This window comes from Burkholderia sp. KL41 (genome assembly GCF_057005415.2).
Genome location: NZ_CM174446.1, coordinates 3,193,969 through 3,215,935 on the forward strand (window position 1 = coordinate 3,193,969; position 21,967 = coordinate 3,215,935).

General features: G+C 68.0%; 18 protein-coding genes and 2 pseudogenes. 12 read left to right on the forward strand and 8 right to left on the reverse strand.

Going from position 1 to position 21,967, the window contains the following annotated elements; translation table 11 throughout:
- Positions 1 to 380 precede the first annotated feature (380 nt).
- Positions 381 to 3,488 carry a transglycosylase domain-containing protein gene (locus tag PQB87_RS15050; protein ID WP_489242324.1) on the forward strand — a complete coding sequence of 1,036 codons (3,108 nt, stop codon included), beginning with the start codon at positions 381 to 383 and terminating at the stop codon, positions 3,486 to 3,488.
- A gap of 34 nt (positions 3,489 to 3,522) precedes the next feature.
- Here the strand turns inward: PQB87_RS15050 and PQB87_RS15055 are convergent, their stop codons facing one another.
- A complete protein-coding gene (locus PQB87_RS15055) occupies positions 3,523 to 3,870 on the reverse strand; it encodes a GFA family protein (protein WP_059688787.1) in 348 nt (115 codons plus the stop codon).
- 154 nt (positions 3,871 to 4,024) lie between these two features.
- Between PQB87_RS15055 and PQB87_RS15060 the strand changes: the two are divergent.
- Positions 4,025 to 4,284: pseudogene (locus PQB87_RS15060) on the forward strand (DUF1272 domain-containing protein).
- 27 nt (positions 4,285 to 4,311) lie between these two features.
- On the opposite strand, the gene PQB87_RS15065 reads toward PQB87_RS15060, so the two are convergent.
- Complete coding sequence (locus tag PQB87_RS15065) at positions 4,312 to 4,944, reverse strand: FadR/GntR family transcriptional regulator (RefSeq protein WP_230942834.1); 633 nt, start codon at positions 4,942 to 4,944, stop codon at positions 4,312 to 4,314.
- Between the two features lie 214 nt (positions 4,945 to 5,158).
- Here PQB87_RS15065 and dgoD point away from each other — a divergent pair, with 214 nt between their 5' ends.
- Positions 5,159 to 6,307, forward strand: coding sequence for a galactonate dehydratase (dgoD, locus tag PQB87_RS15070; RefSeq protein WP_021160175.1), 1,149 nt, complete (start codon positions 5,159 to 5,161; stop codon positions 6,305 to 6,307).
- A 184-nt stretch (positions 6,308 to 6,491) separates the two neighbouring features.
- On the opposite strand, the gene PQB87_RS15075 is transcribed toward dgoD, so the two are convergent.
- Positions 6,492 to 7,424, reverse strand: coding sequence for a CopD family protein (locus PQB87_RS15075; RefSeq protein WP_146253697.1), 933 nt, complete (start codon positions 7,422 to 7,424; stop codon positions 6,492 to 6,494).
- Positions 7,425 to 7,797: 373 nt separating this feature from the next.
- Here PQB87_RS15075 and PQB87_RS15080 point away from each other — a divergent pair, with 373 nt between their 5' ends.
- The 3 genes from PQB87_RS15080 to PQB87_RS15090 all read left to right on the forward strand — a co-directional run bounded on the left by PQB87_RS15080 (position 7,798) and on the right by PQB87_RS15090 (position 11,469).
- A complete protein-coding gene (locus PQB87_RS15080) occupies positions 7,798 to 8,562 on the forward strand; it encodes a c-type cytochrome (RefSeq protein ID WP_027789194.1) in 765 nt (254 codons plus the stop codon).
- A 19-nt stretch (positions 8,563 to 8,581) separates the two neighbouring features.
- Positions 8,582 to 9,880 (forward strand): c-type cytochrome, encoded by a 1,299-nt coding sequence (locus tag PQB87_RS15085; protein WP_021160171.1) that lies wholly within the window; start codon positions 8,582 to 8,584, stop codon positions 9,878 to 9,880.
- 134 nt (positions 9,881 to 10,014) lie between these two features.
- The gene (locus tag PQB87_RS15090; RefSeq protein WP_153488796.1) at positions 10,015 to 11,469 is read left to right on the forward strand and encodes a DEAD/DEAH box helicase; all 1,455 of its coding nucleotides are present in this window, start codon (positions 10,015 to 10,017) and stop codon (positions 11,467 to 11,469) included.
- On the opposite strand, the gene PQB87_RS15095 is transcribed toward PQB87_RS15090, so the two are convergent.
- From PQB87_RS15095 to PQB87_RS15105, 3 genes are all read right to left on the reverse strand, one after another.
- Positions 11,463 to 11,969, reverse strand: coding sequence for a hypothetical protein (locus PQB87_RS15095; RefSeq protein ID WP_489242329.1), 507 nt, complete (start codon positions 11,967 to 11,969; stop codon positions 11,463 to 11,465). The genes PQB87_RS15090 and PQB87_RS15095 overlap by 7 nt on opposite strands.
- A gap of 70 nt (positions 11,970 to 12,039) precedes the next feature.
- The gene (locus PQB87_RS15100; RefSeq protein ID WP_027789191.1) at positions 12,040 to 12,867 is read right to left on the reverse strand and encodes a ferritin-like domain-containing protein; all 828 of its coding nucleotides are present in this window, start codon (positions 12,865 to 12,867) and stop codon (positions 12,040 to 12,042) included.
- A 327-nt stretch (positions 12,868 to 13,194) separates the two neighbouring features.
- Positions 13,195 to 14,835 carry a gamma-glutamyltransferase family protein gene (locus PQB87_RS15105; RefSeq protein WP_489242331.1) on the reverse strand — a complete coding sequence of 547 codons (1,641 nt, stop codon included), beginning with the start codon at positions 14,833 to 14,835 and terminating at the stop codon, positions 13,195 to 13,197.
- Between the two features lie 221 nt (positions 14,836 to 15,056).
- Between PQB87_RS15105 and PQB87_RS15110 the strand changes: the two genes are divergently transcribed.
- Positions 15,057 to 15,836 carry a DeoR/GlpR family DNA-binding transcription regulator gene (locus PQB87_RS15110; RefSeq protein ID WP_027789189.1) on the forward strand — a complete coding sequence of 260 codons (780 nt, stop codon included), beginning with the start codon at positions 15,057 to 15,059 and terminating at the stop codon, positions 15,834 to 15,836.
- A gap of 303 nt (positions 15,837 to 16,139) precedes the next feature.
- Complete coding sequence (locus PQB87_RS15115; protein ID WP_021160166.1) at positions 16,140 to 16,337, forward strand: hypothetical protein; 198 nt, start codon at positions 16,140 to 16,142, stop codon at positions 16,335 to 16,337.
- Between the two features lie 96 nt (positions 16,338 to 16,433).
- Here the strand turns inward: PQB87_RS15115 and PQB87_RS15120 are convergent, their stop codons facing one another.
- Complete coding sequence (locus tag PQB87_RS15120) at positions 16,434 to 16,802, reverse strand: hypothetical protein (RefSeq protein WP_059688784.1); 369 nt, start codon at positions 16,800 to 16,802, stop codon at positions 16,434 to 16,436.
- Positions 16,803 to 16,964: 162 nt separating this feature from the next.
- Here PQB87_RS15120 and glpD point away from each other — a divergent pair, with 162 nt between their 5' ends.
- The 3 genes from glpD to PQB87_RS15135 all read left to right on the forward strand — a co-directional run bounded on the left by glpD (position 16,965) and on the right by PQB87_RS15135 (position 20,896).
- Positions 16,965 to 18,488, forward strand: coding sequence for a glycerol-3-phosphate dehydrogenase (glpD, locus tag PQB87_RS15125; RefSeq protein ID WP_174415891.1), 1,524 nt, complete (start codon positions 16,965 to 16,967; stop codon positions 18,486 to 18,488).
- A gap of 106 nt (positions 18,489 to 18,594) precedes the next feature.
- Entirely contained in the window at positions 18,595 to 20,097 is a 1,503-nt protein-coding gene (gene glpK, locus PQB87_RS15130) for a glycerol kinase GlpK (RefSeq protein WP_059688782.1), read from the forward strand.
- Positions 20,098 to 20,179: 82 nt separating this feature from the next.
- A complete protein-coding gene (locus PQB87_RS15135; RefSeq protein WP_021160162.1) occupies positions 20,180 to 20,896 on the forward strand; it encodes an MIP/aquaporin family protein in 717 nt (238 codons plus the stop codon).
- Positions 20,897 to 20,988: 92 nt separating this feature from the next.
- On the opposite strand, the pseudogene PQB87_RS15140 reads toward PQB87_RS15135, so the two are convergent.
- Positions 20,989 to 21,153, reverse strand: a pseudogene (locus PQB87_RS15140) (pyridine nucleotide-disulfide oxidoreductase); the annotation flags it as partial.
- A 126-nt stretch (positions 21,154 to 21,279) separates the two neighbouring features.
- Here PQB87_RS15140 and PQB87_RS15145 point away from each other — a divergent pair.
- Positions 21,280 to 21,966 (forward strand): HAD family hydrolase, encoded by a 687-nt coding sequence (locus tag PQB87_RS15145; RefSeq protein WP_059688781.1) that lies wholly within the window; start codon positions 21,280 to 21,282, stop codon positions 21,964 to 21,966.
- Position 21,967 lies beyond the last annotated feature (1 nt).

Genomic DNA, 21,967 nt, shown 5'->3' on the forward strand with positions numbered 1-21,967 from the left:
GATCGTACCCGCCGCCGGCGCGCGCGGCTATCGCGGAAACCCGTAGCGTCGCCGTGCGACGCCCCCCTTTCACGAACGGGTTCCGGCCCGAATTGGAACGATGCCGCAGCGCACGAAATCCGTGCATCGTCCGTCGGCCCGGCCACGCGGGCCTGCCCGCCGCCGCCCCTGCCACGCGGACGTCGCCGCGCGCAACGCGCAAACGTTTAAGCCGCAGCGGCGCGCACCATCGCGGCGCGGCGCCCGTTGCCGCGCCTCACAGGCATGCACGTTGCGTCGACGCATCTCGGTAGTCGACGCCCTTGGCAGCCCGCTGCGGAGGACTACACTAATCCTTAATGGGGTGCGGCCGGAGCCCGCGCCTTCAGGGAGACGCCGCCATGAATCGGCCGCTGAATCGTATCCTGCCGCGCGTGACCGGTCCCGCATCGGTCTGGACGTGGGTCAAGTGGTCCCTGCTCGCCGCGCTGCTGATCGCGGCGGCGATCGTCGCGCGGCTCGTGCAGAGCGAGATCGAAACGTCCCGGCTGCAGGCGCATTACCTGTCCGATCTCACCCGCGACGTCGGCTACACGCTCGAGGCGGGCCCGAGCGATCGCATCCGCTTCCCCGCGAACGGCCCGTACGACCAGCGCCTCGGCTACGCGATGATTCCGGCGTTCCAGGAACGGCTGCTCGCGCGCGGCTTCGTCGTCGGCAAGCAGGCGCGCGATTCGCAGCGGATGCTGTCGATCGGCGATCACGGGCTGTTCCTCCCGTTCGAGGAGAAGGACCAGGCGGGCCTGACGCTGTTCGACTCGACCGGTGCCCCGCTGTTCGCGACCGTGTTCCCGCAGCGCGTCTATGCCGACTTCGACGGGGTGCCGCGCGTGATCGCCGATTCGCTGCTGTTCATCGAGGATCGCTACCTGCTCGACGCGAACGAGCCGAACCGCAACCCGGCAATCGACTGGGGGCGCTTCAGCCGCGCGCTCGCCGACCAGGCGCTGCACGTCGTCAACCGCCACCAGGCGCGCCCGGGCGGCAGCACGCTCGCGACGCAGATCGAGAAGTTCCGCCATTCGCCCGAGGGCCGCACCGCGACGCCGCCCGAGAAGCTGCGGCAGATCGCGTCGGCGTCGGTGCGTGCGTACCTGAACGGCCCGCAGACGATGCTCGCGCGCCGCACCATCGTCGTGCGCTACCTGAATTCCGTCCCGCTCGCCGCGCGGCCGCACATCGGCGAGATCACCGGCATCGGCGACGGCCTCGCCGCGTGGTACGGCCGCGACTTCAACGACGTGAACCGCATCCTGTCCGCGCCGACGACGGGCGACAACGTCGACGAACAGGGCAAGGCGTTCCGCGAGGTGCTGTCGCTGATCATCGCGCAGCGCGCGCCATCGTACTTCCTCAATCGCGGCTATCCGGCCCTGGAGCGGCTGACCGACAGCTACCTGAGGCTGCTGTCGAACGGCGGCGTGATCTCGCCGGCGCTGCGCGACGCCGCGCTTGCCGCGCAGATCGAACGCAGCGCGCCGCCGGCCGCCGCGCACGTGCAGTCGTTCGTGTCGCGCAAGGCCGTGACGTCCGCGCGCGCGTCGCTGCTGTCGGCGCTCGGCATCAGCGACCTGTACCAGCTCGACCAGTTCGACCTGCAGGCGACCAGCACGCTCGACAACGGCGTGCAGCAGGCCGTCGCCGAACGGCTCGCACGGGCGTCGACGCGCGACGGCGCGCAGGCGGCCGGCCTGTACGGTTTCGAGATGCTCGCGCCGAAGGACGACCCGTCGCACCTCACGTACAGCTTCACGCTGTACGAACACCGCAACGGCGCGAACCTGCTGCGCGTGCAGACCGACAGCGTGAACGAGCCGTTCGACGTCAATCGCGGCGGCCGCATCAACCTCGGCTCGACCGCGAAGCTGCGCACGCTGATCACCTACCTGCAGATCGTGTCCGACCTGCATGCACGCTACGCGAACCTGTCGAACGCGGAGTTGGCCCGCGTGAAGCCCGACCCGATCGACGGGCTGTCGCACTGGGCGCTCGACTATCTGTCGCATACGCGCGACCGCTCGCTGCAGGCGATGCTCGACGCGGCCGTCGAACGCAAGTATTCGGCGAGCCCCGACGTGTTCTACACGGGCGGCGGCGCACAGGTGTTCTCGAACTTCGAAAAGTCGGACAACGGCCGCATCCTGACGCTGCACGCGGCCTTCGAGCACTCGGTCAACCTCGTGTTCGTGCGGCTGATGCGCGACATCGTCCACTACGAGACGCTGCAGGCAGCCGGCCCGTCGTCGTCGTGGCTCGGCGACCCCGAACAGCGCCGGCATTACCTGCAGCAGTTCGTCGACGGCGAAAGCCAGGTCTACGTGAAGCGCTACTACACGCGCTATGCGGGCAAGGCGCCCGACGACGCGCTCGCGCTGATGCTGAAGGACGTGCGCAAGTCGCCGCCGAAGATCGCGACGGTGCTGCGCAGCGTCGCGCCGAACGAATCGCTCGCATGGTTCGACGCGCAGATGCGCGCGCAACTGAAGGGCACGCCGGCCGCGACGCTGTCCGACGACGATCTCGCCAGGCTCTACGCGAAGTATGCGATCGACCGCTTCAACCTCAACGATCGCGGTTATATCGCGAGCGTGCATCCGCTCGCGCTGTGGACGCTCAACTACCTGCGCGCCCACCCGGCGGCGCCGCTTGCCGATGTCCAGCGCGACAGCCGCGACGCGCGTTTCTACACGTACTCGTGGCTGTACAAGACGCGCTACCACGCGACCCAGGACCGCCGCATCCGTCGCATGGTCGAACTGCGCGCGTACGCGGAGATCACGAAGTCGTGGCGGGCACTGGGCTACCCGTTCGCGGAAGTCACGCCGTCGTACGCGGCCGCGATCGGCGCATCAGGCGACCAGCCCGACGCGCTCGCGAAACTGATCGGCCTGATCGCGAACGGCGGCCAGAAAGCGCCGACCGAGACGATCACGCGGCTCGACTTCGCGAAGGGCACGCCGTACGAAACGCGCTTCGTGCGCGCGGCCGCGCAGCCGCAACCGATGCTGTCGCTGGAGATCGTCAACGTCGCGCACACGCTGCTGCGCGACGTCGTGCTCAACGGCACCGCGCGCCGCCTCGCGGGCGGCTTCACGCTGCCCGACGGCAAGACGCTCGACGTGTACGGCAAGACCGGGACGGGCGACCAGCGCTTCAACGTCTATGCACGCGGCGCGCGGCTGATCGAGTCGCGCAAGGTGAACCGCAGCGGCACGTTCGTGTTCGTGCTCGGCGACCGGTTCTTCGGGGTCCTGACGGCGACCGCGCACGAACCGTACGCGGCACGCTACGACTTCACGAGCGCGATGGCCGTGCAGTTGCTGAAGTCGATGGCGCCGGCACTCGCGCCGCTGATCGAACGCCCGGCCGGCACCGGCACGCACACCGCGGGCGCCGCCCCGCAGGCGGCAGCGCCCGCGACGGGCACCGCGGCCGCGCAACCGTCCTGACGGCCGCGCGTCCTGTCATGCGCCGACGCGCCGCTCAGTGCGAGCGGCCGTCGTAGTGCGTGACCGGCAGCGCGTCGAGATCGACACCTTCGAGACAGCGCACGTTGATCGCGGCCATCGCGGTGCCGTTCGGGTGGACGCCCTCGCCGAACGTGTGAATCCCGCAGCGCTTGCAGAAGCGGTGCTTGATCACGTGCTTGTTGAACATGTAGGTGGCGAGATGCGCGTCGGGCGTGAGCAGCGTCATGTGATCGCGCGGCACGAACCACATCAGCGCGCCCTTGCGCTGGCAGATCGAGCAGTTGCACGCCATCACGCCCTGCAGGTCGCCTTCCGCCTCGAACTTCACGTCTCCGCAATGACAGCTTCCGCGATAAAGCATGGTCGTCTCCCGGTGCGGCCCGTGCGCATCGGCGGCGCCCCGGCGGGACACCGTTGGCCAGGCCGATCCAGGCGGGTACAGTAGCGCGCAGATGCGCCGCACGCAATGTCCGGCGGCGCCCTTCCCGCCCCTGTCCGAACCAAGCAAAACCGTCATGCTCGAAATGCGCCCCGGCTGCGAATGCCGCGACAAGGACCTGCCGCCCGATTCGGCGGATGCCCGCATCTGTACGTTCGAATGCACGCGGGCGGCGAGCCGTTCTGCGCGACCTGCGCCGACGACGTGCTGAAGGGCCGCTGCCCGAACTGCGGCGGCGACTTCGTCGTGCGCCCGCGGCGACCGGCGAGCCTGCTCGCGAAGTACCCGGCGTCGACCGAGCGCATCCACAGGCCGGGCGGCTGCGCGAACGCCTGACCGCGCCGCGCCGCCCGCCGTTTCGCGTCACGACATCTCGATCCGCGCGCGCGTCACCGCGAGCAGCGCCGCCATCGCGCGGCGTGCACCGTCCTCGTCGCGCACGCGGATCGCGTCGCTGACGGCCGTGTGCTCGGCGAGCGACGCGTTGTACACGTCCGCGCGGCGCGCATTCAGGTGCAGCTGCGCCTCGAGCGTGCGATCGATCAGCGTGCCGAGCGGCACCAGCAGCTCGTTGCCGCCGGCCTCGAGCACGCTCAGGTGAAAGCGCAGGTCGGCACGCACCCATTCGTCGACGTTGCGCGCGGCGGCCATCGCGCACGCCGCGCCGTCGATCGCATCGAACGTTTCCGGTGTATGCATGCGCGCGGCGAGCGCGGCCGCGTATGGCTCGACCATCTCGCGCATCTCCTGCAGCTTCAGCGCGAACGCGAGCGGCGGCGCGACGCGCGCATACCAGTCGAGCAGGTCGGCGTCGAGCAGGTTCCATACGCCGCGCGGCCGCACGCGCGTGCCGATCTTCGGCCGCGACTCGACGAGCCCCTTCGACGTGAGCGTGCGCAGCGCCTCGCGCATCACCGTGCGGCTCACGCCGTACATCTCCATCAGATCGGGTTCCCTCGGCAGCAGCGATTCGGGCGGGTAGTCGCCGCGCAGGATCGCCGTGGCAAGCCTGAAGGCCGTCTGTCCATGCAGGTCGCGTCGAATGATCGTTCTCCGTTATGCCGGTACCCGGGTGGTCCGGCTGCCCACTATCTGCACAATAGTGCTATTAATACTATTTTTTATCGGCCTGCGCTAGGATAACCGCGAAAGCACGCGACCGCGCGCGGCGCCCGACTGCCCGCGCCGGTCAATCCTGGAGACCCGCATCGTGAAAATCACCCGCCTCGAAACCTTCGTCGTCCCGCCGCGCTGGCTGTTCCTCAAGATCGAAACCGACGAGGGCATCGTCGGCTGGGGCGAACCTGTCGTCGAAGGCCGCGCGCACACGGTCGAGGCCGCCGTGCAGGAGCTGGCCGACTACCTCGTCGGCCGCGACCCGCTGCTGATCGAGGATCACTGGCAGGTGATGTACCGCGCGGGCTTCTACCGCGGCGGCCCGATCATGATGAGCGCGATCGCGGGCGTCGACCAGGCGCTGTGGGACATCAAGGGCAAGCATCACGGCGTGCCGGTGCATGCGCTGCTCGGCGGCCAGGTGCGCGATCGCATCAAGGTGTATTCGTGGATCGGCGGCGACCGGCCGAGCGACGTCGCGAACAATGCGCGCGCGGTGGTCGAGCGCGGCTTCAAGGCCGTGAAGATGAACGGCTCCGAGGAACTGCAGATCGTCGACACCTACGACAAGGTCGAGCAGGTGATCGCGAACGTCGCGGCCGTGCGCGACGCGGTCGGCCCGCACGTCGGAATCGGCGTCGACTTCCATGGCCGCGTGCACAAGCCGATGGCCAAGGTACTCGCGAAGGAGCTCGACCCGTACAAGCTGATGTTCATCGAGGAGCCGGTGCTGTCGGAGAACGCCGAGGCGCTGCGCGACATCGTCAACCAGACCAACACGCCGATCGCGCTCGGCGAGCGGCTCTACTCGCGCTGGGACTTCAAGCACATCCTCGCGGGCGGCTACGTCGACATCATCCAGCCCGACGCGTCCCACGCGGGCGGCATCACCGAGTGCCGCAAGATCGCGACGCTCGCCGAGAGCTACGACGTCGCGCTCGCGCTGCACTGCCCGCTCGGCCCGATCGCGCTCGCCGCGTGCCTGCAGCTCGACGCGGTCAGCTACAACGCGTTCATCCAGGAGCAGAGCCTCGGCATCCACTACAACCAGGGCAACGACCTGCTCGACTACCTGCGCAACCCCGAGGTGTTCCGCTACGAGGACGGCTTCGTCGCGATCCCGCAGGGCCCGGGGCTCGGCATCGACGTGAACGAGGAGAAGGTGCGCGAGATGGCGAAGACGGGCCACCGCTGGCGCAACCCGGTGTGGCGCCACGCGGACGGCAGCGTCGCCGAGTGGTGAGCGCGATGCGCGGCGTGCGCGCTGAGTCGCGCTGAGTCGCGCTGAGTCGCGACAAGTATCGATACGAGAACGGCTGCCCGACAGGCAGCCGTTTTTGCATGCCCGGCGCGGCGCCGGGCACATGGTGAATGCATGTGGCGGATGCGCGTCGGCGGCCTGGCGTCGCGCCGCGCGCAACCGGCCGTCAGCCGAGCGCCGCGAACCCCGGCACGCTGAACGACAGCACCGCGGCCGCGACGAACACACCGATCATCGTCAGCGCCTCGAGATGCAGGATGTTGCGGAACGTGTGCGCATCCTCGGTCGACGCGGTGCGGCGCAGGCGCGGCAGCGCCGAGAAGCGGTTCAGGCTGCCGAGCACGAGCGCGAGCGCGACGAGCAGCAGCTTCAGCAGCAACACGCGCCCCCACGTGCTGCCGTCGAGCGGCGCAAGCGACCCGCCGAGCCCGCGGATCGCATTGAGCGCGCCGGTGCCGAGCACGAACACGACCGCGACGATCGACGTGCGGGACAGGTGCTGGCCGATGCGGATCAGCGCGCCGCGCGCGACCGACGAACCGAGCGCCGGCAGCACCGCGAGCCCGCCCGCGAGCACGAGGCCGCCCCACACGGCGGTCGCGAGCAGGTGCAGCGTCTGCACGCCGACCGCCGCGGACAGCGCGCCCGTATCGGCCGCATGGCCGAGCGAAGCCTTGCCGGCCGCGACCACGATCACCGCGAGCCACAGCACCGCGTGCGCGGCCGGACCTTCCGGCTTCGCCAGCGCGACGATCGCGAGCACCACGGCGCCGGCGAATGCGACGCTCCATGCGAAGCCCGTATGGGTCTGCGTCAGCATCACGGGAATCGCGGCGAACGCGCCGCCGAGCCCCGCGCCGCTCATCGTCGCGGCCTCGTAGACGAGCCAGCCGAGATCCGCGAGCACCAGCGCCAGCGCCGCCGCAACCAGCGAATGTTGCGCGCGCAGCCACGCGGGATGGGACGGCGCGACGACCGGACGTGCACCGTCCTTGCCGAGCCAAGCCTTGAGCAGCGCCGAGCCGACCGCCATCGCGAACGCGGCGTCCATCAGCGCCGCGAGCGCGACCTGACCGATCCACAAGCTGTCGAACTTCATCGCGCACACCCTCCCGAAAGCGGCAGGCCGACGAAGCGGCAACGGGACGGACAGCGTGAGGAAGGCAACGGCACGGTAGAAAACGTCATCGATGAATCCGGAAACGGGAGAAATGACTGGACCTGCGGCGGAGGCGGCGCCGCGCGACCCGCGAGTGTACGGTCTTCGATGGTGAAAACGCACGCCGGTTCACACAGGTGCGGCGCAATGCGCGTCAAATTGTCGCAAGTCGCAAACGGACAGGAACCGATGTCCTTTTGCCAAATAGCCGTCATTACCCATCGATGATAGAATGCCGCGTCGCAGCAGCCCGGCTGCCTTGCCGTCATGCGCCGAGCCGATCGTAGCCCGGACAGGTCCCCGTCGAATAAACATGGAGTCTCGTGTGTCTTCAAGACGCCTCTTCCGTCCGCTGCTCGCCGTTCTGATGTTCGGCGGCGCGGGCCTTATGAGCGCTGCCCAAGCGCAGACCAAGCCCACGGAGCAAGCGCACGCCCAGCAGGCGCCGCTCAAGGCACCCGATACCATGGCCGAGCGCGTGCGCGGCTGTACGGCCTGCCATGGCGTCCATGGCCAGGGTACGGACAACGACTACTTCCCGCGTCTTGCCGGCAAGCCGGCCGAGTACCTGTACAACCAGCTCGTCAACTTCCGTGACGGCCGGCGCAAGTACCCGCCGATGAACTACCTGCTGACGTACCTGAACGACGACTACCTGCGCGAGATGGCCGAGCACTTCTCGGCCGAACGCCCGCCGTACCCGACGCCGGCGAAGCCGACGCTGCCGGCCGCGACGCTCGCGCGCGGCAAGCAGCTCGTCACGCAAGGCGACCCGTCCCGCAAGCTGCCGGCCTGCGTGGCCTGCCACGGCGCGACGCTCACCGGCATGCAGCCGGCGATCCCGGGCCTGGTCGGCCTGCACGCCGACTACCTGAGCGCGCAGATCGGTGCATGGCGCTCGGGCAACCGCCACGCGAAGGCGCCCGATTGCATGCATGAAGTCGCTTCGAAGCTTTCCGACGAAGACGTGACGGCCGTGACCGCATGGCTCGCCGCGCAACCGGCGCCCGCCAACCCCGTGCCGGCTCCGGCGCGTTCGATGAAGACTCCGCTCGCCTGCGGCAGCGAACCGCAATAAGGCAAGGGAGACAGACACAATGAAACGCAAGTCCCTGTTTGCACTCTCGGCTGTCGCGATCGTCGCGGCCGCCGCCCTCGTGCCGGTCCTGTGGCCGGGCAACGACACGCTGCACGGCGCTGCCGCCGTCGCGGCCACGCCGGCCGACCAGGCTGCGCTGATCAAGAAGGGCGAGTACCTCGCGCGCGTCGGCGACTGTATCGCGTGCCACACCGTGCGCGGCGGCAAGTCGTTCGCGGGCGGCCTGCCGATGGCGACGCCGTTCGGCACGATGTACACGCCGAACATCACGCCGGACGACAAGGACGGCATCGGCAAGTGGACGTCGGACGACTTCTACCGCGCGATGCACACCGGCCGTTCGAAGGACGGCAGCCTGCTCTATCCGGGCTTCCCGTTCGCGAGCTACACGAAGGTCACGCGCGCGGATTCCGACGCGATCTACGCGTACCTGCGCTCGGTCGCGCCGGTGTCGGTGCCGAGCCGTCCGCACGAACTGAAGTTCCCGTTCAACAACCGCAACCTGCTGATCGGCTGGCGCACGCTGTTCTTCAAGGAAGGCGAGTACAAGCCGGATCCGACCAAGTCGGTCGAATGGAACCGCGGTGCGTACCTCGTCGAGGGCCTCGGCCACTGCTCGATGTGCCATACGTCGATCAACATGATGGGCGGCCCGGTGAGCTCGGCAGCCTTCGCGGGCGGCCTGATCCCGCTGCAGAACTGGTATGCGCCGTCGCTGACGAACGACAAGGAACTCGGCCTCGGCGACTGGCACGTGCAGGAGCTGTCCGACCTGCTGCAAGCCGGCGTGTCGAACAAGGGCGCGGTGTTCGGCCCGATGGCCGACGTCGTGCACAACAGCCTGCAGTACATGAGCGACGAAGATACGCGCGCGATGTCGACGTACCTGAAGTCGATCCCGCAGAAGGCTGAAGCGCCGAAGAACATGCAGTACGAGCCGTCGAAGCAGTTCGGCAACGCGCTGTTCGACCAGGGCAAGAAGATCTACGCGGACAACTGCGCGACCTGCCACGCCGAAACCGGCGCGGGCAAGCCGCCGGCCTATCCGCCGCTCGCGGGCAACCACTCGATCGTGATGGAATCGGCGGTCAACCCGATCCGCATGGTGCTCAACGGTGGCTATCCGCCGAGCACGTTCAAGAATCCGCGTCCGTACGGGATGCCGCCGTTCGCACAGTCGCTGTCGAACCAGGAGGTTGCGGCGGTCGTCACGTATATCCGGATGTCGTGGGGCAACAACGGTACGCCGATCTCACCGCAACAGGTGAGCGACCTGCGTTCCGCGCCGCTCGACTAAGAAGCGGCTGACAAACACGGGGCGCGGCTGCGGGAAACCGCGGCCGCGCCCTTTTGCATTTTGCAATTTGCGATGTCACCTCCCGCGCGGGCCGCGCGAGACGTCGCCGATCATAAAACTGAAGAGTGGTATCTATGTCTTTCGAATCTCTCGGCCTGGCCGAACCGCTCGTCAAGGCGGTCAACGAGCTCGGCTATACGTCGCCGACTCCCATCCAGCAGCAGGCGATCCCTGCCGTCCTCGGCGGCGGCGACCTGCTCGCCGGTGCGCAGACGGGCACCGGCAAGACGGCAGGCTTCACGCTGCCGATCCTGCAACGCCTGCACACGTTCTACGCCGAGCATCGCGGCGCGAAGCGCGCGGTGCGCGCGCTGATCCTCACGCCGACGCGCGAACTCGCCGCCCAGGTCGAGGAAAGCGTCCGTGCCTACAGCAAGTACCTGAAGCTGCGCTCGACCGTGATGTTCGGCGGCGTCAGCATCAATCCGCAGATCGACGCGCTCAAGCGCGGTGTCGACATCGTCGTCGCGACGCCGGGCCGCCTGCTCGATCACATGCAGCAGAAGACGATCGACCTGTCGGACCTCGACATCCTCGTGCTCGACGAAGCCGACCGGATGCTCGACATGGGCTTCATCCACGACATCAAGCGCGTGCTCGCGAAGCTGCCGCCGCAGCGCCAGAACCTGCTGTTCTCGGCCACGTTCTCCGACGAGATCAAGGCGCTCGCCGACAGCCTGCTCGATTCGCCCGCGCTGATCGAGGTCGCACGCCGCAACACGACCGCCGAGAGCGTCGCGCAGAAGATCCACCCGGTCGACCGCGACCGCAAGCGCGAACTGCTCACGCACCTGATCCGCGAACACAACTGGTTCCAGGTGCTCGTGTTCACGCGCACGAAGCACGGCGCGAACCGGCTTGCCGAGCAGCTGACGAAGGACGGCATCAGCGCGATGGCGATCCACGGCAACAAGAGCCAGTCGGCCCGCACGCGCGCGCTGGCGGAATTCAAGAACAGCACGCTGCAGGTGCTCGTCGCGACCGATATCGCCGCGCGCGGGATCGACATCGACCAGTTGCCGCACGTCGTCAACTTCGACCTGCCGAACGTGCCGGAAGACTACGTGCACCGGATCGGCCGCACGGGCCGCGCGGGTGCGACCGGCGAAGCCGTGTCGCTCGTGTGCGTCGACGAAAAGCAGCTGCTGCGCGACATCGAGCGGCTGATCAAGCGCGAGATTCCGCAGGAAGTGATCGCGGGCTTCGAACCCGATCCGAACGCGAAGCCGGAACCGATCCAGCAGCGCCGCGGGCAACAGCAGCCGCGCGGCGGTGGCGGCGGCGGCGGTGGCGGTGGCGGCAATCGCCAGCCGCGTGCGGGCGGCTCAGGCCAGCCGGCCGCGAAACGCGACGGCAACGCACAGCCGAAAGCATCGCAGCAGAAGGCCGCGAAGCCGCGCACGCAAGGCGGTGCCGGCGGCAGCGGCGGACGCCCGGCGGGCGGCGGCAATGGCGCACGCCCCGCGAACGGCAACGCCGCGCACCCGAACCGCAACCGTTCGTCGCGCAGCGGCCAGCGCGGTCACTGAAGCCGCGCGGCCGCGCGCCGCAGGTGCTCGACCTGGCGTTGCCAGCGTTCGAGCACCGTGGTGCGCTCCCCTTCCAGCGTGAACGTGACGCCTGTCGCGAGACGCGCATAGCCGACCCGCTGCGCATCGCCATGCGCGATCGTCGCAGCGAATCCGGCCAGCCCGCCGAAGTCCCCTTCGAGCGGCTCCATCGTCAATTGCGCCTGAAAGAACGCGCCGTCCGCGACGAGCGTCAGCGCGGCCGTGCGCCGTTGCGCGACCGCGCGCGCCGCACGCGATTGCGGCCAGAGCGCAAGCAGCAGCGTGCGCGCATCGTGTGCATAGATCTCGCCGACGCCGAGCAGCGTCGTGCGCAACTGGCCGTCGTCGGTCGCGACGATCAGCGATGCGGCGAAGTCGGCATGACGCTCGAGCGCCGTGCCGTCGAACAGCGAGACGACGGCCGGCGGCCACGCATCGAACGTCCATTGTTCGAGTGCGTGGCGATGGGTATCGGTCATGATGGCGTGGCCCCGGTGGAAAGCGGATGAACAAGCCGCAGCATACGCGCGACGGGCCGCGCCGCGGCGATCAGCGCAGGAACACGTGCCGCGTGATCTTCGTGAGTGGATAGTGGACGCCCGGCTGGATCTTCGCGGGCAGGTCGAGCGGCTTGAGCAGCATCTTCACGCACATGTCGGCCGACAGGTTGCGCCGCACCAGCTTGCTGATGCGCGCGGCGCGCTCTCGGTTGTACTGGCTGTCGCCGACACGATCCGGATAGCGGACCGCGAACACATGGCGCAGCGCGATCTCGGAATCCTCGTTCTTGATTTCCATCACGCGGCGCGCGAGCGCGCCGAGCACCGCGAGCCGGCCATTGCCTTCGAGCTGGTTGTACTTCTTGAAGAACTTGAAGAAGTGCTTGTAGTGACGCACTTCGTCCGTGCGGATGTTGTCGGTGATTTCCTTCAGCACGGGCTCGTCCGAGCATTCGTTGATCGCGCGATAGAGCGTGGCCGTGCCCGTCTCGACGACGCAGCGTGCGACCATCTCGAGCGCGCGGGTCTTCTCGAATGCCTCGACCTTGCAGGTCAACGAATACTCGGCGAAGAAATTCGCGAACGCGGTATCCCAGTCGAACTCGGGCCACACGTGCGCGATGTACGCCTTCAGCGCGCGCCCGTGCTGCAATTCTTCGTGCTCCCATGCATTGTTGAGCCATGCGGAGACTTCCGGATCGTCGTTGAAGAACTGGCTCAGATTGCTCGTGTAGAGATCCGAGCCGCTTTCGATGAACGACGACGCGCACAGCAGCAACAACAGATCCTCGTTCGCGGCGGCACGCTGACGATCGATCCGGTTCAGGTCGATGTCCTCGATGCGCCACGGCATCACATGCGTCGTTTTGGTGTCCATGGTGGTGCGCTCCCAGTCGTCGCACGGGGGCCGGCCCATGCCTTCGGCACAGGCGCCGACCGACCCGCAGGCGGCGTTTTACTTGCGTTTATAGTGGATTGGTCCGGCCGAACCATGCTGGCATCTTAGCCGGACTTTGATGTTCGTGCTCCAGAGCACTGACCATACCTGACAAGCGCAGTTCCACGACGTCTGTTGCCGTTCGTTAGATGAGTCCTTCAAACCGCTTGCGCCCGCTCGACGATACGGGCCGCGACAAACGAAACGGGCGGCCGTCCGGCCGCCCGTGAAGCGCAGGAAATGCCGGTGAAAGCCGGCGGCAATCCGTCAGAAACCTGCCGCCAGGCCGTCGCGCCGGCTGTCGCTCGCGGCCACGTAGCCGCGCTCGCGATCGTCTCGGTCGAGACGCCAGATGAACTGCCCGGAACCGAAATCCATGTAAGGATCGTCGATCGACTTGATCGTATGGCCGCGCGCGGCCAGCGCATCGACGGTCGCGCGATTCATCGTGGCCTCGACGTCGAGCGTGAAGTCGCGGTTGACCTTCCAGCGCGGCGCATCGCAGGCGGCCTGCGGTTGCTGCCCGTAGCCGAGCATCCGCACGACGGTCTGCAGGTGCCCCTGCGGCTGCATGTCGCCGCCCATCACGCCGAAGCTCATCACGGCTTGCGTGCGGCCGTCGGCCTCCTCGGTGACGAACGCCGGGATGATCGTGTGGAACGGCCGCTTGCCGCCCGCGACGACGTTCGGCGACGCCGGGTCCATCGAGAAGCCGTGCCCGCGATTCTGCAGCGCGATGCCGGTGCCGGGCACGACGAGCCCCGAACCGAAGCCCATGTAGTTCGACTGGATGAAGCTCACCATCATCCCGCGCTCGTCGGCCGCCGACAGGTAGATCGTGCCGCCCGAATGCGGCCGGCCGGCGCCGAAGTGCGTCGCGCGCGCGGGATCGATCAGCTTCGCGCGTTCGGCGAGATACGCGTCGTTGAGCATCTGTTCGGGCGTGACCTCCATCGCGCGCGGATCGGCGACGTAGCGATAGACATCCGCGAACGCGAGCTTCATCGCCTCGATCTGCAGATGCTGCGAGTCGACCGAATCGACCGGCCATTCCGTCACGCCCGCGTGCTCGGCGATCCCGAGCGCGATCAGCGCGGCGATGCCCTGCCCGTTCGGCGGAATCTCGTGGATCGTGTGGCGGCCGAAGCGCTTGCCGATCGGCTCGACCCATTCCGGCCGGTACGCTCGCAGGTCGGCCGCGGTCAGCGCGCCACCGCCTTCGCGCGAGAACGCGGCGATGCGCTCGGCGAGTGCGCCCTCGTAGAACGCGCGGGCCCCCTCCTTCGCGAGCGTGCGCAGCGTCTGCGCATGACCGGGCAGGCGCACGCGCTCGCCGACGAGCGGCGCGCGGCCGCGCGGCATGAAGGTCTCCGCGAAGCCCGGCAGCCCCTGCAGCTCGGGCACGGCGGCCGCCCACTTGTGCGCGACGATCGGCGGCACCGCATAACCGCGCTCCGCGATCTCGATCGCCGGCTCGAGCAGGTCCGCGAACGGCAGCGAACCGAACTTCGCATGCAGCGCTTCCCAGCCCGCGATCACGCCCGGTACGGTGACGGTATCCCAGCCGCGTGTCGGCTTGTTCGCGATGCCGTTCGCCGCCTCGCCGTGGCGCCGGCGGAAATAGTCGACGTTCCACGCGGCCGGCGCGACGCCCGACGCGTTCAGCCCGGACAGCCGCTCGCCGTCCCACACGAGCGCGAACGCGTCGCCGCCGAGCCCGCACGACACGGGCTCGACGACCGTGATCGCAGCCGCGGCGGCCAGCGCCGCGTCGACCGCGTTGCCGCCCTTCCACAGCATCCGGAGCCCGGCCTGCGCGGCGAGCGGGTGCGACGTCGACACGACGTTGCGCGCGAACACAGGAATGCGGGTCGTCGGATACGGGTTGTGCCAGTTGAAGCCAGTCATCGGTTCCACCTCGTCGAAAGCTGAATGAAGCGCCGGGCGCGCACCCGCGCGCGCGGGCAATCCGCCATTGCAGCGCGATCAGTGCAATCGCACAAATTCATTTGTCACATGAATCAATGCAATTTCCGCATGAATTGCAGGCGACCCTGCCGGCCATACCGGCCTAACGGCGTTGCCGCCCTTACAATACCCGCTCCGTCTCACGACACGACCACCGAGCCATGACCCGAGATCCCCGCCTCACCCTCAACGCGCGCCAGCAGGAACTGCTCGAATGGGTGCAGCGCGACGGCTTCGTGACCGTCGACGATCTCGCCGCGCACTTCGCGGTGACGCCTCAGACGATCCGCCGCGACGTGAACTGGCTCGCCGACCTGAACCTGCTGCGCCGCTATCACGGCGGCGCGAGCCTGCCGACCAGCTCGGAGAACGTGTCGTACACGGCGCGCCAGCGGATGTTCCATGACGAGAAGCGGCGCATCGCGGCGCTCGCGGCGTCGCACATTCCCGATCAGGCGTCGCTGTTCATCAACCTCGGCACGACCACCGAGGAAGTCGCACGCGCGCTGAACCGCCACCACGGGCTGCACGTGATCACGAACAACCTGAACGTCGCGTCGATGATGAGCGGCTACCCCGACTGCGAGGTGCTGATCACGGGCGGGATCGTGCGGCCGTGGGACAAGGGGATCGTCGGCGAGCTCGCGATCGACTTCATCCGCCAGTTCAAGGTCGACTACGCGATCATCGGCACGTCGGCGATCGAGGCCGACGGCACGCTGCGCGACTTCGACACGCGCGAGGTGCGTGTGGCCGAGGCGATCATGCAGCATGCGCGCACGGTCTACCTCGTCGCCGACCATTCGAAGGTCGGCCGCCCGGCGCTGGTGCGCCAGGGCCACCTGAGCCAGGTGCACGCACTCTTCACCGACAAGCCGCTGCCGCCGGAGATGGCCGACGCGGTGGCGACCGCCGGCACGCAGGTGTACGTCGCGGAGTGACGGCCGGGATGCTGCACCGCACCTGAAACTTCAAGTGAAATCAAGAAGTTGGCGCTGCGAGCAAACCGCTTGCGCGGGGCCCGGCTGTCAAACGGAAAATTAACGGGGCACGATTTGTGGTTGCCCGCGTGCTCGACTAGACTCCAGTTCCCCGGCCCGTCCGACCGTTCCGCCTGTGCCAGGGCGCGGACGAATGGCATGGCCGGCGAATGCAGCTTTTCCCCCCAAACCATACCCCGCTGGGTATCGCGCGCCGGCAGTCGCGCCGGCCGCGCGGGCTGACTGGTCGCCATGGAGAGAACGATGCTGAGTCCGCATGAATTCGCCACGCTATTGCTTGTGAAGGACGCTCCCGATCAAACCTCGATGGATCGGGACGAAATCGACGCACTGCTGGAGCAGCAGCTCGTCCGCCTGGAAGGGCTCGGATCGGGGCGCAAGTACTGCGTGACCGAGACCGGCGACGCCGCGCTGCGATCCATCAAATACCGCTATTCGTAAAACCACACCGTTGCCGACCTGACCGCGCGGCCCGGATTCCGGGCCGCGTGGCCGTTCCTGCTTCCTCGCTTCCCCGCCTCGTCGCCCCCACCTGCTTCAGCCGCCGCGCAGCGTCGGATCGACCGCCGCCCGCCAGCTGATGGCTTGCGCGCGCGCGCCGTTGAAATACGCGATCCAGCCGGCACGCGCCGCCGCGTCGGGCGCCGCATAGCGCGTCGAAAGTTCGTTTACGAACGCACAATAGTTCGCTTCGGTCAGCCCGCGATACCGTTTCGCCACATACGCGTCGTACAGCGTCGAATAGACCGGCTGCGCGTCCGTGCCCCAGTCGCGCGCCGCGCCGCCGCACGACGTCTGCAGGTCGACGAACGACGGCGTGCGCCAGTTGCCGACGAGCGGCGGCATACCGGCACTGCACCCCGCCAGAAGGACGGCGCACACGCCGGCCCACATCCCAATACGCATGATTCACCTCGTGAAACGGTCGATTCCGCCAGTATCGTCCGGGATCGCGTGGCGCGCTACTGGCCCCGCTTTATCGAACTTTACTTTTTCGATTTCGTTCGTTAAATTTCGAATTCGAACATTTTCTGTTCAACCATTTCCCTCAGACGATAAGGACAGCAGGTGACCCAACCGAATCGCTACGATCTGCTCGTCGTCGGCGGCGGCATCAACGGCGCGGGCATCGCGCGCGATGCGGCCGGCCGCGGCCTGTCGGTCCTGCTCTGCGAGCAGGACGATCTCGCGTCGCACACGTCGTCGTGCAGCACGAAGCTGATTCACGGCGGCCTGCGCTACCTCGAGTACAACGAGTTCGGGCTCGTGCGCAAGGCGCTGCAGGAGCGCGAGACGCTGCTGCGCGCGGCGCCGCACATCATGGGGCCGCTGCGTTTCGTGATGCCGCACATGCCGAACCTGCGTCCGGCCTGGCTGATCCGTCTCGGCCTGTTCCTCTACGATCACCTCGCGAAACGCGAACTGCTGCCCGGCTCGCGCGGCATCGACATGCGCCGCCACGCGGCCGGCGCGCCGCTGATCGATTCGATCAAGCGCGGTTTCGTCTATTCGGACGGCTGGGTCGACGACGCGCGCCTCGTCGTGCTGAACGCGCTGGACGCGAAGGAGCGCGGCGCCGAGATCCTGACGCGCACGAAGCTGGTATCCGCCGAACGTCGCGGCGACGAATGGGAAGCGCGGCTGCAGAACGCCGACGGTTCGATCCGCGTCGTGCATGCGCGTGCGATCGCGAACGCGGCCGGCCCGTGGGTCGGCGAACTGCTGCACGGCGCGCTCGGCCGCGGCGCGCATCACAGCGTGCGGCTCGTGAAGGGCAGCCACATCGTCACGCGCCGCCTGTTCGATCACGATCACGCGTACATCTTCCAGAACCCGGACAAGCGGATCATCTTCGCGATTCCGTACGAACACGATTTCACGCTGATCGGCACGACCGACGTCGAATACACGAACGATCCCGCGAAGGTCGCGATCGATCGCGACGAAACGCAGTACCTGTGCGATTCGATCAACCGCTACTTCAAGCGCAAGATCTCGCCGGCCGACGTGCACTGGACCTACTCGGGCGTGCGCCCGCTGCTGGAAGACGAGAACGCCGCGAACGCATCGGCCGTCACGCGCGACTACCGCCTCGAAATGGACGAAGGCGCGGGTGCGCCGCTGCTGTCGGTGTTCGGCGGCAAGATCACGACGTTCCGCAAGCTCGCGGAAGAAGCCGGCGACATGCTGAGCCGCGCGCTCGGCCGCGACGCGAAGACCTGGACGGCCGGCGTCGCGCTGCCGGGCGGCGACATCGCGAACGCGAACTTCGACGTGTTCGCCGCCGCGTTCGCGAAACGCCACCCGTGGCTGCCCGCCGCGCTCGCGCGCCGCTATGCGCGTGCGTACGGCACGCGCGCGGAGCGCGTGATCGACGGCGCGAAGTCGCTCGCCGATCTCGGCACCGAAATCGCCCCGGGCATCCACGACGCCGAACTGCGCTACCTGCGCGACGCCGAATGGGCGACCTGCGCGCAGGACGTGCTGTGGCGCCGCTCGAAGCTCGGCCTGCACATCGCGCCGGGCACGCTCGACGCGGTGACGGCCGCGATCGACGCGTGGTTCGCCGCCGCGCACGCGCCGCAGGCCTGACCCGAATGCAGTAGCAGTTGCCGTACCGACGTTGACTCACCGACGCGCCGCCCCACATGCGGCGCGCATCACAACTAAGCCAAATCCACGGATGGAGATGAGAGACATGCAGGATCAGTACATCCTCGCGCTTGACCAGGGCACCACGAGTTCCCGCGCGATGCTGTTCGATCGCCAGGGCAATATCGTATCGATCGCCCAGAAGGAATTCGAGCAGATCTACCCGCAACCCGGCTGGGTCGAGCACGACCCGCAGGAAATCTGGTCGACGCAAGCCGGCGTCGCCGCCGAAGCCGTCACGCGCACGGGCCTGAACGGCACGTCGATCGCCGCGATCGGAATCACCAACCAGCGCGAAACCACGATCGTCTGGGATCGCGAGACCGGCCAGCCCGTCTACAACGCGATCGTCTGGCAGGATCGCCGCACGGCCGACTTCTGCGATTCGCTGAAAGCACAGGGCCTCGAGGCGAAGGTGCGCGCGAAGACCGGCCTGCCGATCGACTCGTACTTCTCCGGGACCAAGATCCGCTGGATCCTCGACAACGTGCCGGGCGCACGCGAGAAGGCCAGGCAGGGCAAGCTCGCGTTCGGTACCGTCGACAGCTGGCTCGTGTGGAACTTCACGAAGCACGAACTGCACGTGACCGACGTGACGAACGCGTCGCGCACGATGCTGTTCAACATCCACACGCGCGAGTGGGACAGCGAACTGCTCGAGCTGCTCGACATCCCGCGCAGCATGCTGCCGGACGTGAAGGCATCGTCGGAAATCTACGGTCACACGAAGACCACCGTGTTCGCGTCGAAGATCCCGCTCGCGGGCATCGCGGGCGACCAGCAGGCGGCGCTGTTCGGCCAGATGTGCACGCAGTCCGGCATGGTGAAGAACACCTACGGCACCGGCTGCTTCCTGATGATGAACACCGGCGACAAGCCGATCGAATCGAAGAACAACCTCGTCACGACGATCGCCTGGCAGATCGGCGACAACGTGCAGTACGCGCTGGAAGGCAGCATCTTCATCGCGGGCGCGGTGGTGCAGTGGCTGCGCGACGGCGTCGGCATCATCAAGTCGGCCGCCGAAATCGAGGCGCTCGCCGCGAGCGTGCCGCACACCGACGGCGTCTACCTGGTGCCCGCGTTCGCCGGCCTCGGCGCGCCGCACTGGAACGCACGGGCGCGCGGCTCGGTGTTCGGCGTCACGCGCGGCACGACCTCCGCGCACCTCGCACGGGCGGCGCTCGATTCGATCGCGTACCAGTCGCTCGACGTGCTGGCCGCGATGGAAGCCGATTCGGGCATCAGCATCGGCGAGCTGCGCGTCGACGGCGGCGCGAGCGCGAACGACCTGCTGATGCAGTTCCAGGCCGACCTGCTCGGCGTCGACGCGGTGCGTCCGCAGATCACCGAGACGACCGCGCTCGGCGCGGCCTACCTCGCGGGCCTCGCGATCGGCTACTGGAAGAACCTCGACGAAGTGCGCGACCAGTGGCAGCTCGATCGCCGCTTCTCGCCGTCGATGCCGAAGGAGCAGGTCGAAAGCTGCATGGCCGGCTGGCAGCGCGCGGTACGCGCCGCGAAGGCGTGGGCCGACGATACCCAGTAATCGTCAGCCATCCATACGAAATACAACAACACCGGCGGACCGCGCTCGCGCGCGAGTCCGCGATGACATACGAGAGACAACCATGTCACCTTATATTGCAGAGTTCATCGGCACAGCGATCCTCGTGCTGCTCGGCAACGGCGCGGTCGCAAACGTGCTGCTTGCAAAGACCAAGGGCAAAGGCGCGGACCTGATCGTGATCGTGATGGGCTGGGCGATGGCCGTATTCGTCGCCGTCTACGTGACCGCGTCGTTCAGCGGCGCGCACCTGAACCCGATCGTCACCATCAGTCTCGCGCTCGCGGGCAAGTTCGCGTGGTCGAAAGTCGGCGGCTACATCCTCGCGCAGATGCTCGGCGGGATGGCGGGCGCCCTGCTCGTGTGGCTCGCGTATCGCCAGCACTTCGCGAAGGAAGCCGATGCGGACCTGAAGCTCGCGGTGTTCTGCACGGCGCCCGCGATCCGCAGCGTCACGCACAACGTGCTGACCGAAGCGATCTGCACCTTCGTGCTGATCCTCGGCGTGCTGTACCTCGCGTCGCCGCAGGTCGGCCTCGGCGCGCTCGACGCGCTGCCCGTCGGCCTGCTCGTGCTCGGCATCGGCATCTCGCTCGGCGGCCCGACCGGCTATGCGATGAGCCCCGCGCGCGACCTGTCGCCGCGCATCATGCACGCGCTGCTGCCGATCCCCGGCAAGCGCGACAGCGACTGGCGCTATGCGTGGGTGCCCGTCGTCGGCCCGCTGCTGGGCGGCGCCGCGGCGGCCGGCCTGTACCTGCACCTGCACGCGATGGCCTGATCGCGACCTGATCTCGGCCTGACCGAAGCGCGCGGCCGCCACCGCCGCGCGCTTCATGCTCCTTTCTTCGCGCCTCCCCCGCCACGTTCGCGCTACCGGTCGCCCCCGGCCGACACGAGCGACTTCAGCGTCACGCCCGCATCCGCCACGGCCGCCGGGCTCGCATCGATCCCGCGTTCGACCAGCATGCTCGCCACGCGCATTTCCTCGACGAACCCCGCCGCACGGCCGAACCCGCGCGCGGCGACGAGCCGCGCGACCGGAATCGCCAGGCGGCACGCGCGGCATCGGGAAAACTTGCCGAAGCGTCTCGCGGCATGCGCGTGAAAGCACGTATGATGGCGAATTGATCTGCGTCGCCGACATTCCGCTTCTTCACCACCATGCTCGATCACCTCATCTGCGACTGCGACGGCGTGCTCGTCGACAGCGAAGTCATCGCCGACCGCGTGCTGCTCGATACGCTGTCCGCCACGTTCCCGAACATCGATTTCGAAGCCGCCGCGAAGTCGGCGTTCGGCCAGCAGACGTCGCGCTTCCTGGCCGGGATCGAATCCCGCTTCGGGATCGAGATGCCCGCCAACTTCATCGAAACGATCGAGCACAACATCGAGAGCGCGCTGGCGCAATCGCTCGCGCCGATCACCGGCGTGCGCGACGCGCTGCTGCAGGTGAGCCTGCCGGCGGCCGTCGTGTCGAACAGCCGGCTCGCGCGCGTGCGCAGTTCGCTGAAGCGCGCATCGCTCACCGAGATCTTCGGCGATCGCGTGTTCAGCTCAGAGCAGGTGGCGCGGCCGAAGCCCTACCCCGACGTCTACCTGCATGCGGCGCAAACGCTCGGCGTCGCGCCGGCGCGCTGCATCGTCGTCGAAGACAGCGTGTCCGGGCTGAATGCCGCGCGTGCGGCGGGCATGAAGACGATCGCGTTCGTCGGCGCGAGCCACATCCCCGACAACTACGCGGACGCGCTGCGCGCGATGGGCATCACGCGGATCATGCGCAGGATGGACGAGCTGCCGGCGTTCGTCGAAGCCGGCATGCGCGGCGAATTCGGGGACGTACAGTCCTGAC

Excerpts from the sequence above, each read along its gene's own strand:
- PQB87_RS15050 (WP_489242324.1), top strand. The coding sequence starts at position 381 with ATGAATCGGCCGCTGAATCGTATCCTGCCGCGCGTGACCGGTCCCGCA.
- PQB87_RS15055 (WP_059688787.1), bottom strand. The coding sequence starts at position 3,870 with ATGCTTTATCGCGGAAGCTGTCATTGCGGAGACGTGAAGTTCGAGGCG.
- PQB87_RS15075 (WP_146253697.1), bottom strand. The coding sequence starts at position 7,424 with ATGAAGTTCGACAGCTTGTGGATCGGTCAGGTCGCGCTCGCGGCGCTG.
- PQB87_RS15080 (WP_027789194.1), top strand. The coding sequence starts at position 7,798 with ATGGAGTCTCGTGTGTCTTCAAGACGCCTCTTCCGTCCGCTGCTCGCC.
- PQB87_RS15085 (WP_021160171.1), top strand. The coding sequence starts at position 8,582 with ATGAAACGCAAGTCCCTGTTTGCACTCTCGGCTGTCGCGATCGTCGCG.
- PQB87_RS15090 (WP_153488796.1), top strand. The coding sequence starts at position 10,015 with ATGTCTTTCGAATCTCTCGGCCTGGCCGAACCGCTCGTCAAGGCGGTC.
- PQB87_RS15095 (WP_489242329.1), bottom strand. The coding sequence starts at position 11,969 with ATGACCGATACCCATCGCCACGCACTCGAACAATGGACGTTCGATGCG.
- PQB87_RS15100 (WP_027789191.1), bottom strand. The coding sequence starts at position 12,867 with ATGGACACCAAAACGACGCATGTGATGCCGTGGCGCATCGAGGACATC.
- PQB87_RS15105 (WP_489242331.1), bottom strand. The coding sequence starts at position 14,835 with ATGACTGGCTTCAACTGGCACAACCCGTATCCGACGACCCGCATTCCT.
- PQB87_RS15110 (WP_027789189.1), top strand. The coding sequence starts at position 15,057 with ATGACCCGAGATCCCCGCCTCACCCTCAACGCGCGCCAGCAGGAACTG.
- PQB87_RS15115 (WP_021160166.1), top strand. The coding sequence starts at position 16,140 with ATGCTGAGTCCGCATGAATTCGCCACGCTATTGCTTGTGAAGGACGCT.
- PQB87_RS15120 (WP_059688784.1), bottom strand. The coding sequence starts at position 16,802 with ATGCGTATTGGGATGTGGGCCGGCGTGTGCGCCGTCCTTCTGGCGGGG.
- glpK (WP_059688782.1), top strand. The coding sequence starts at position 18,595 with ATGCAGGATCAGTACATCCTCGCGCTTGACCAGGGCACCACGAGTTCC.
- PQB87_RS15135 (WP_021160162.1), top strand. The coding sequence starts at position 20,180 with ATGTCACCTTATATTGCAGAGTTCATCGGCACAGCGATCCTCGTGCTG.
- PQB87_RS15145 (WP_059688781.1), top strand. The coding sequence starts at position 21,280 with ATGCTCGATCACCTCATCTGCGACTGCGACGGCGTGCTCGTCGACAGC.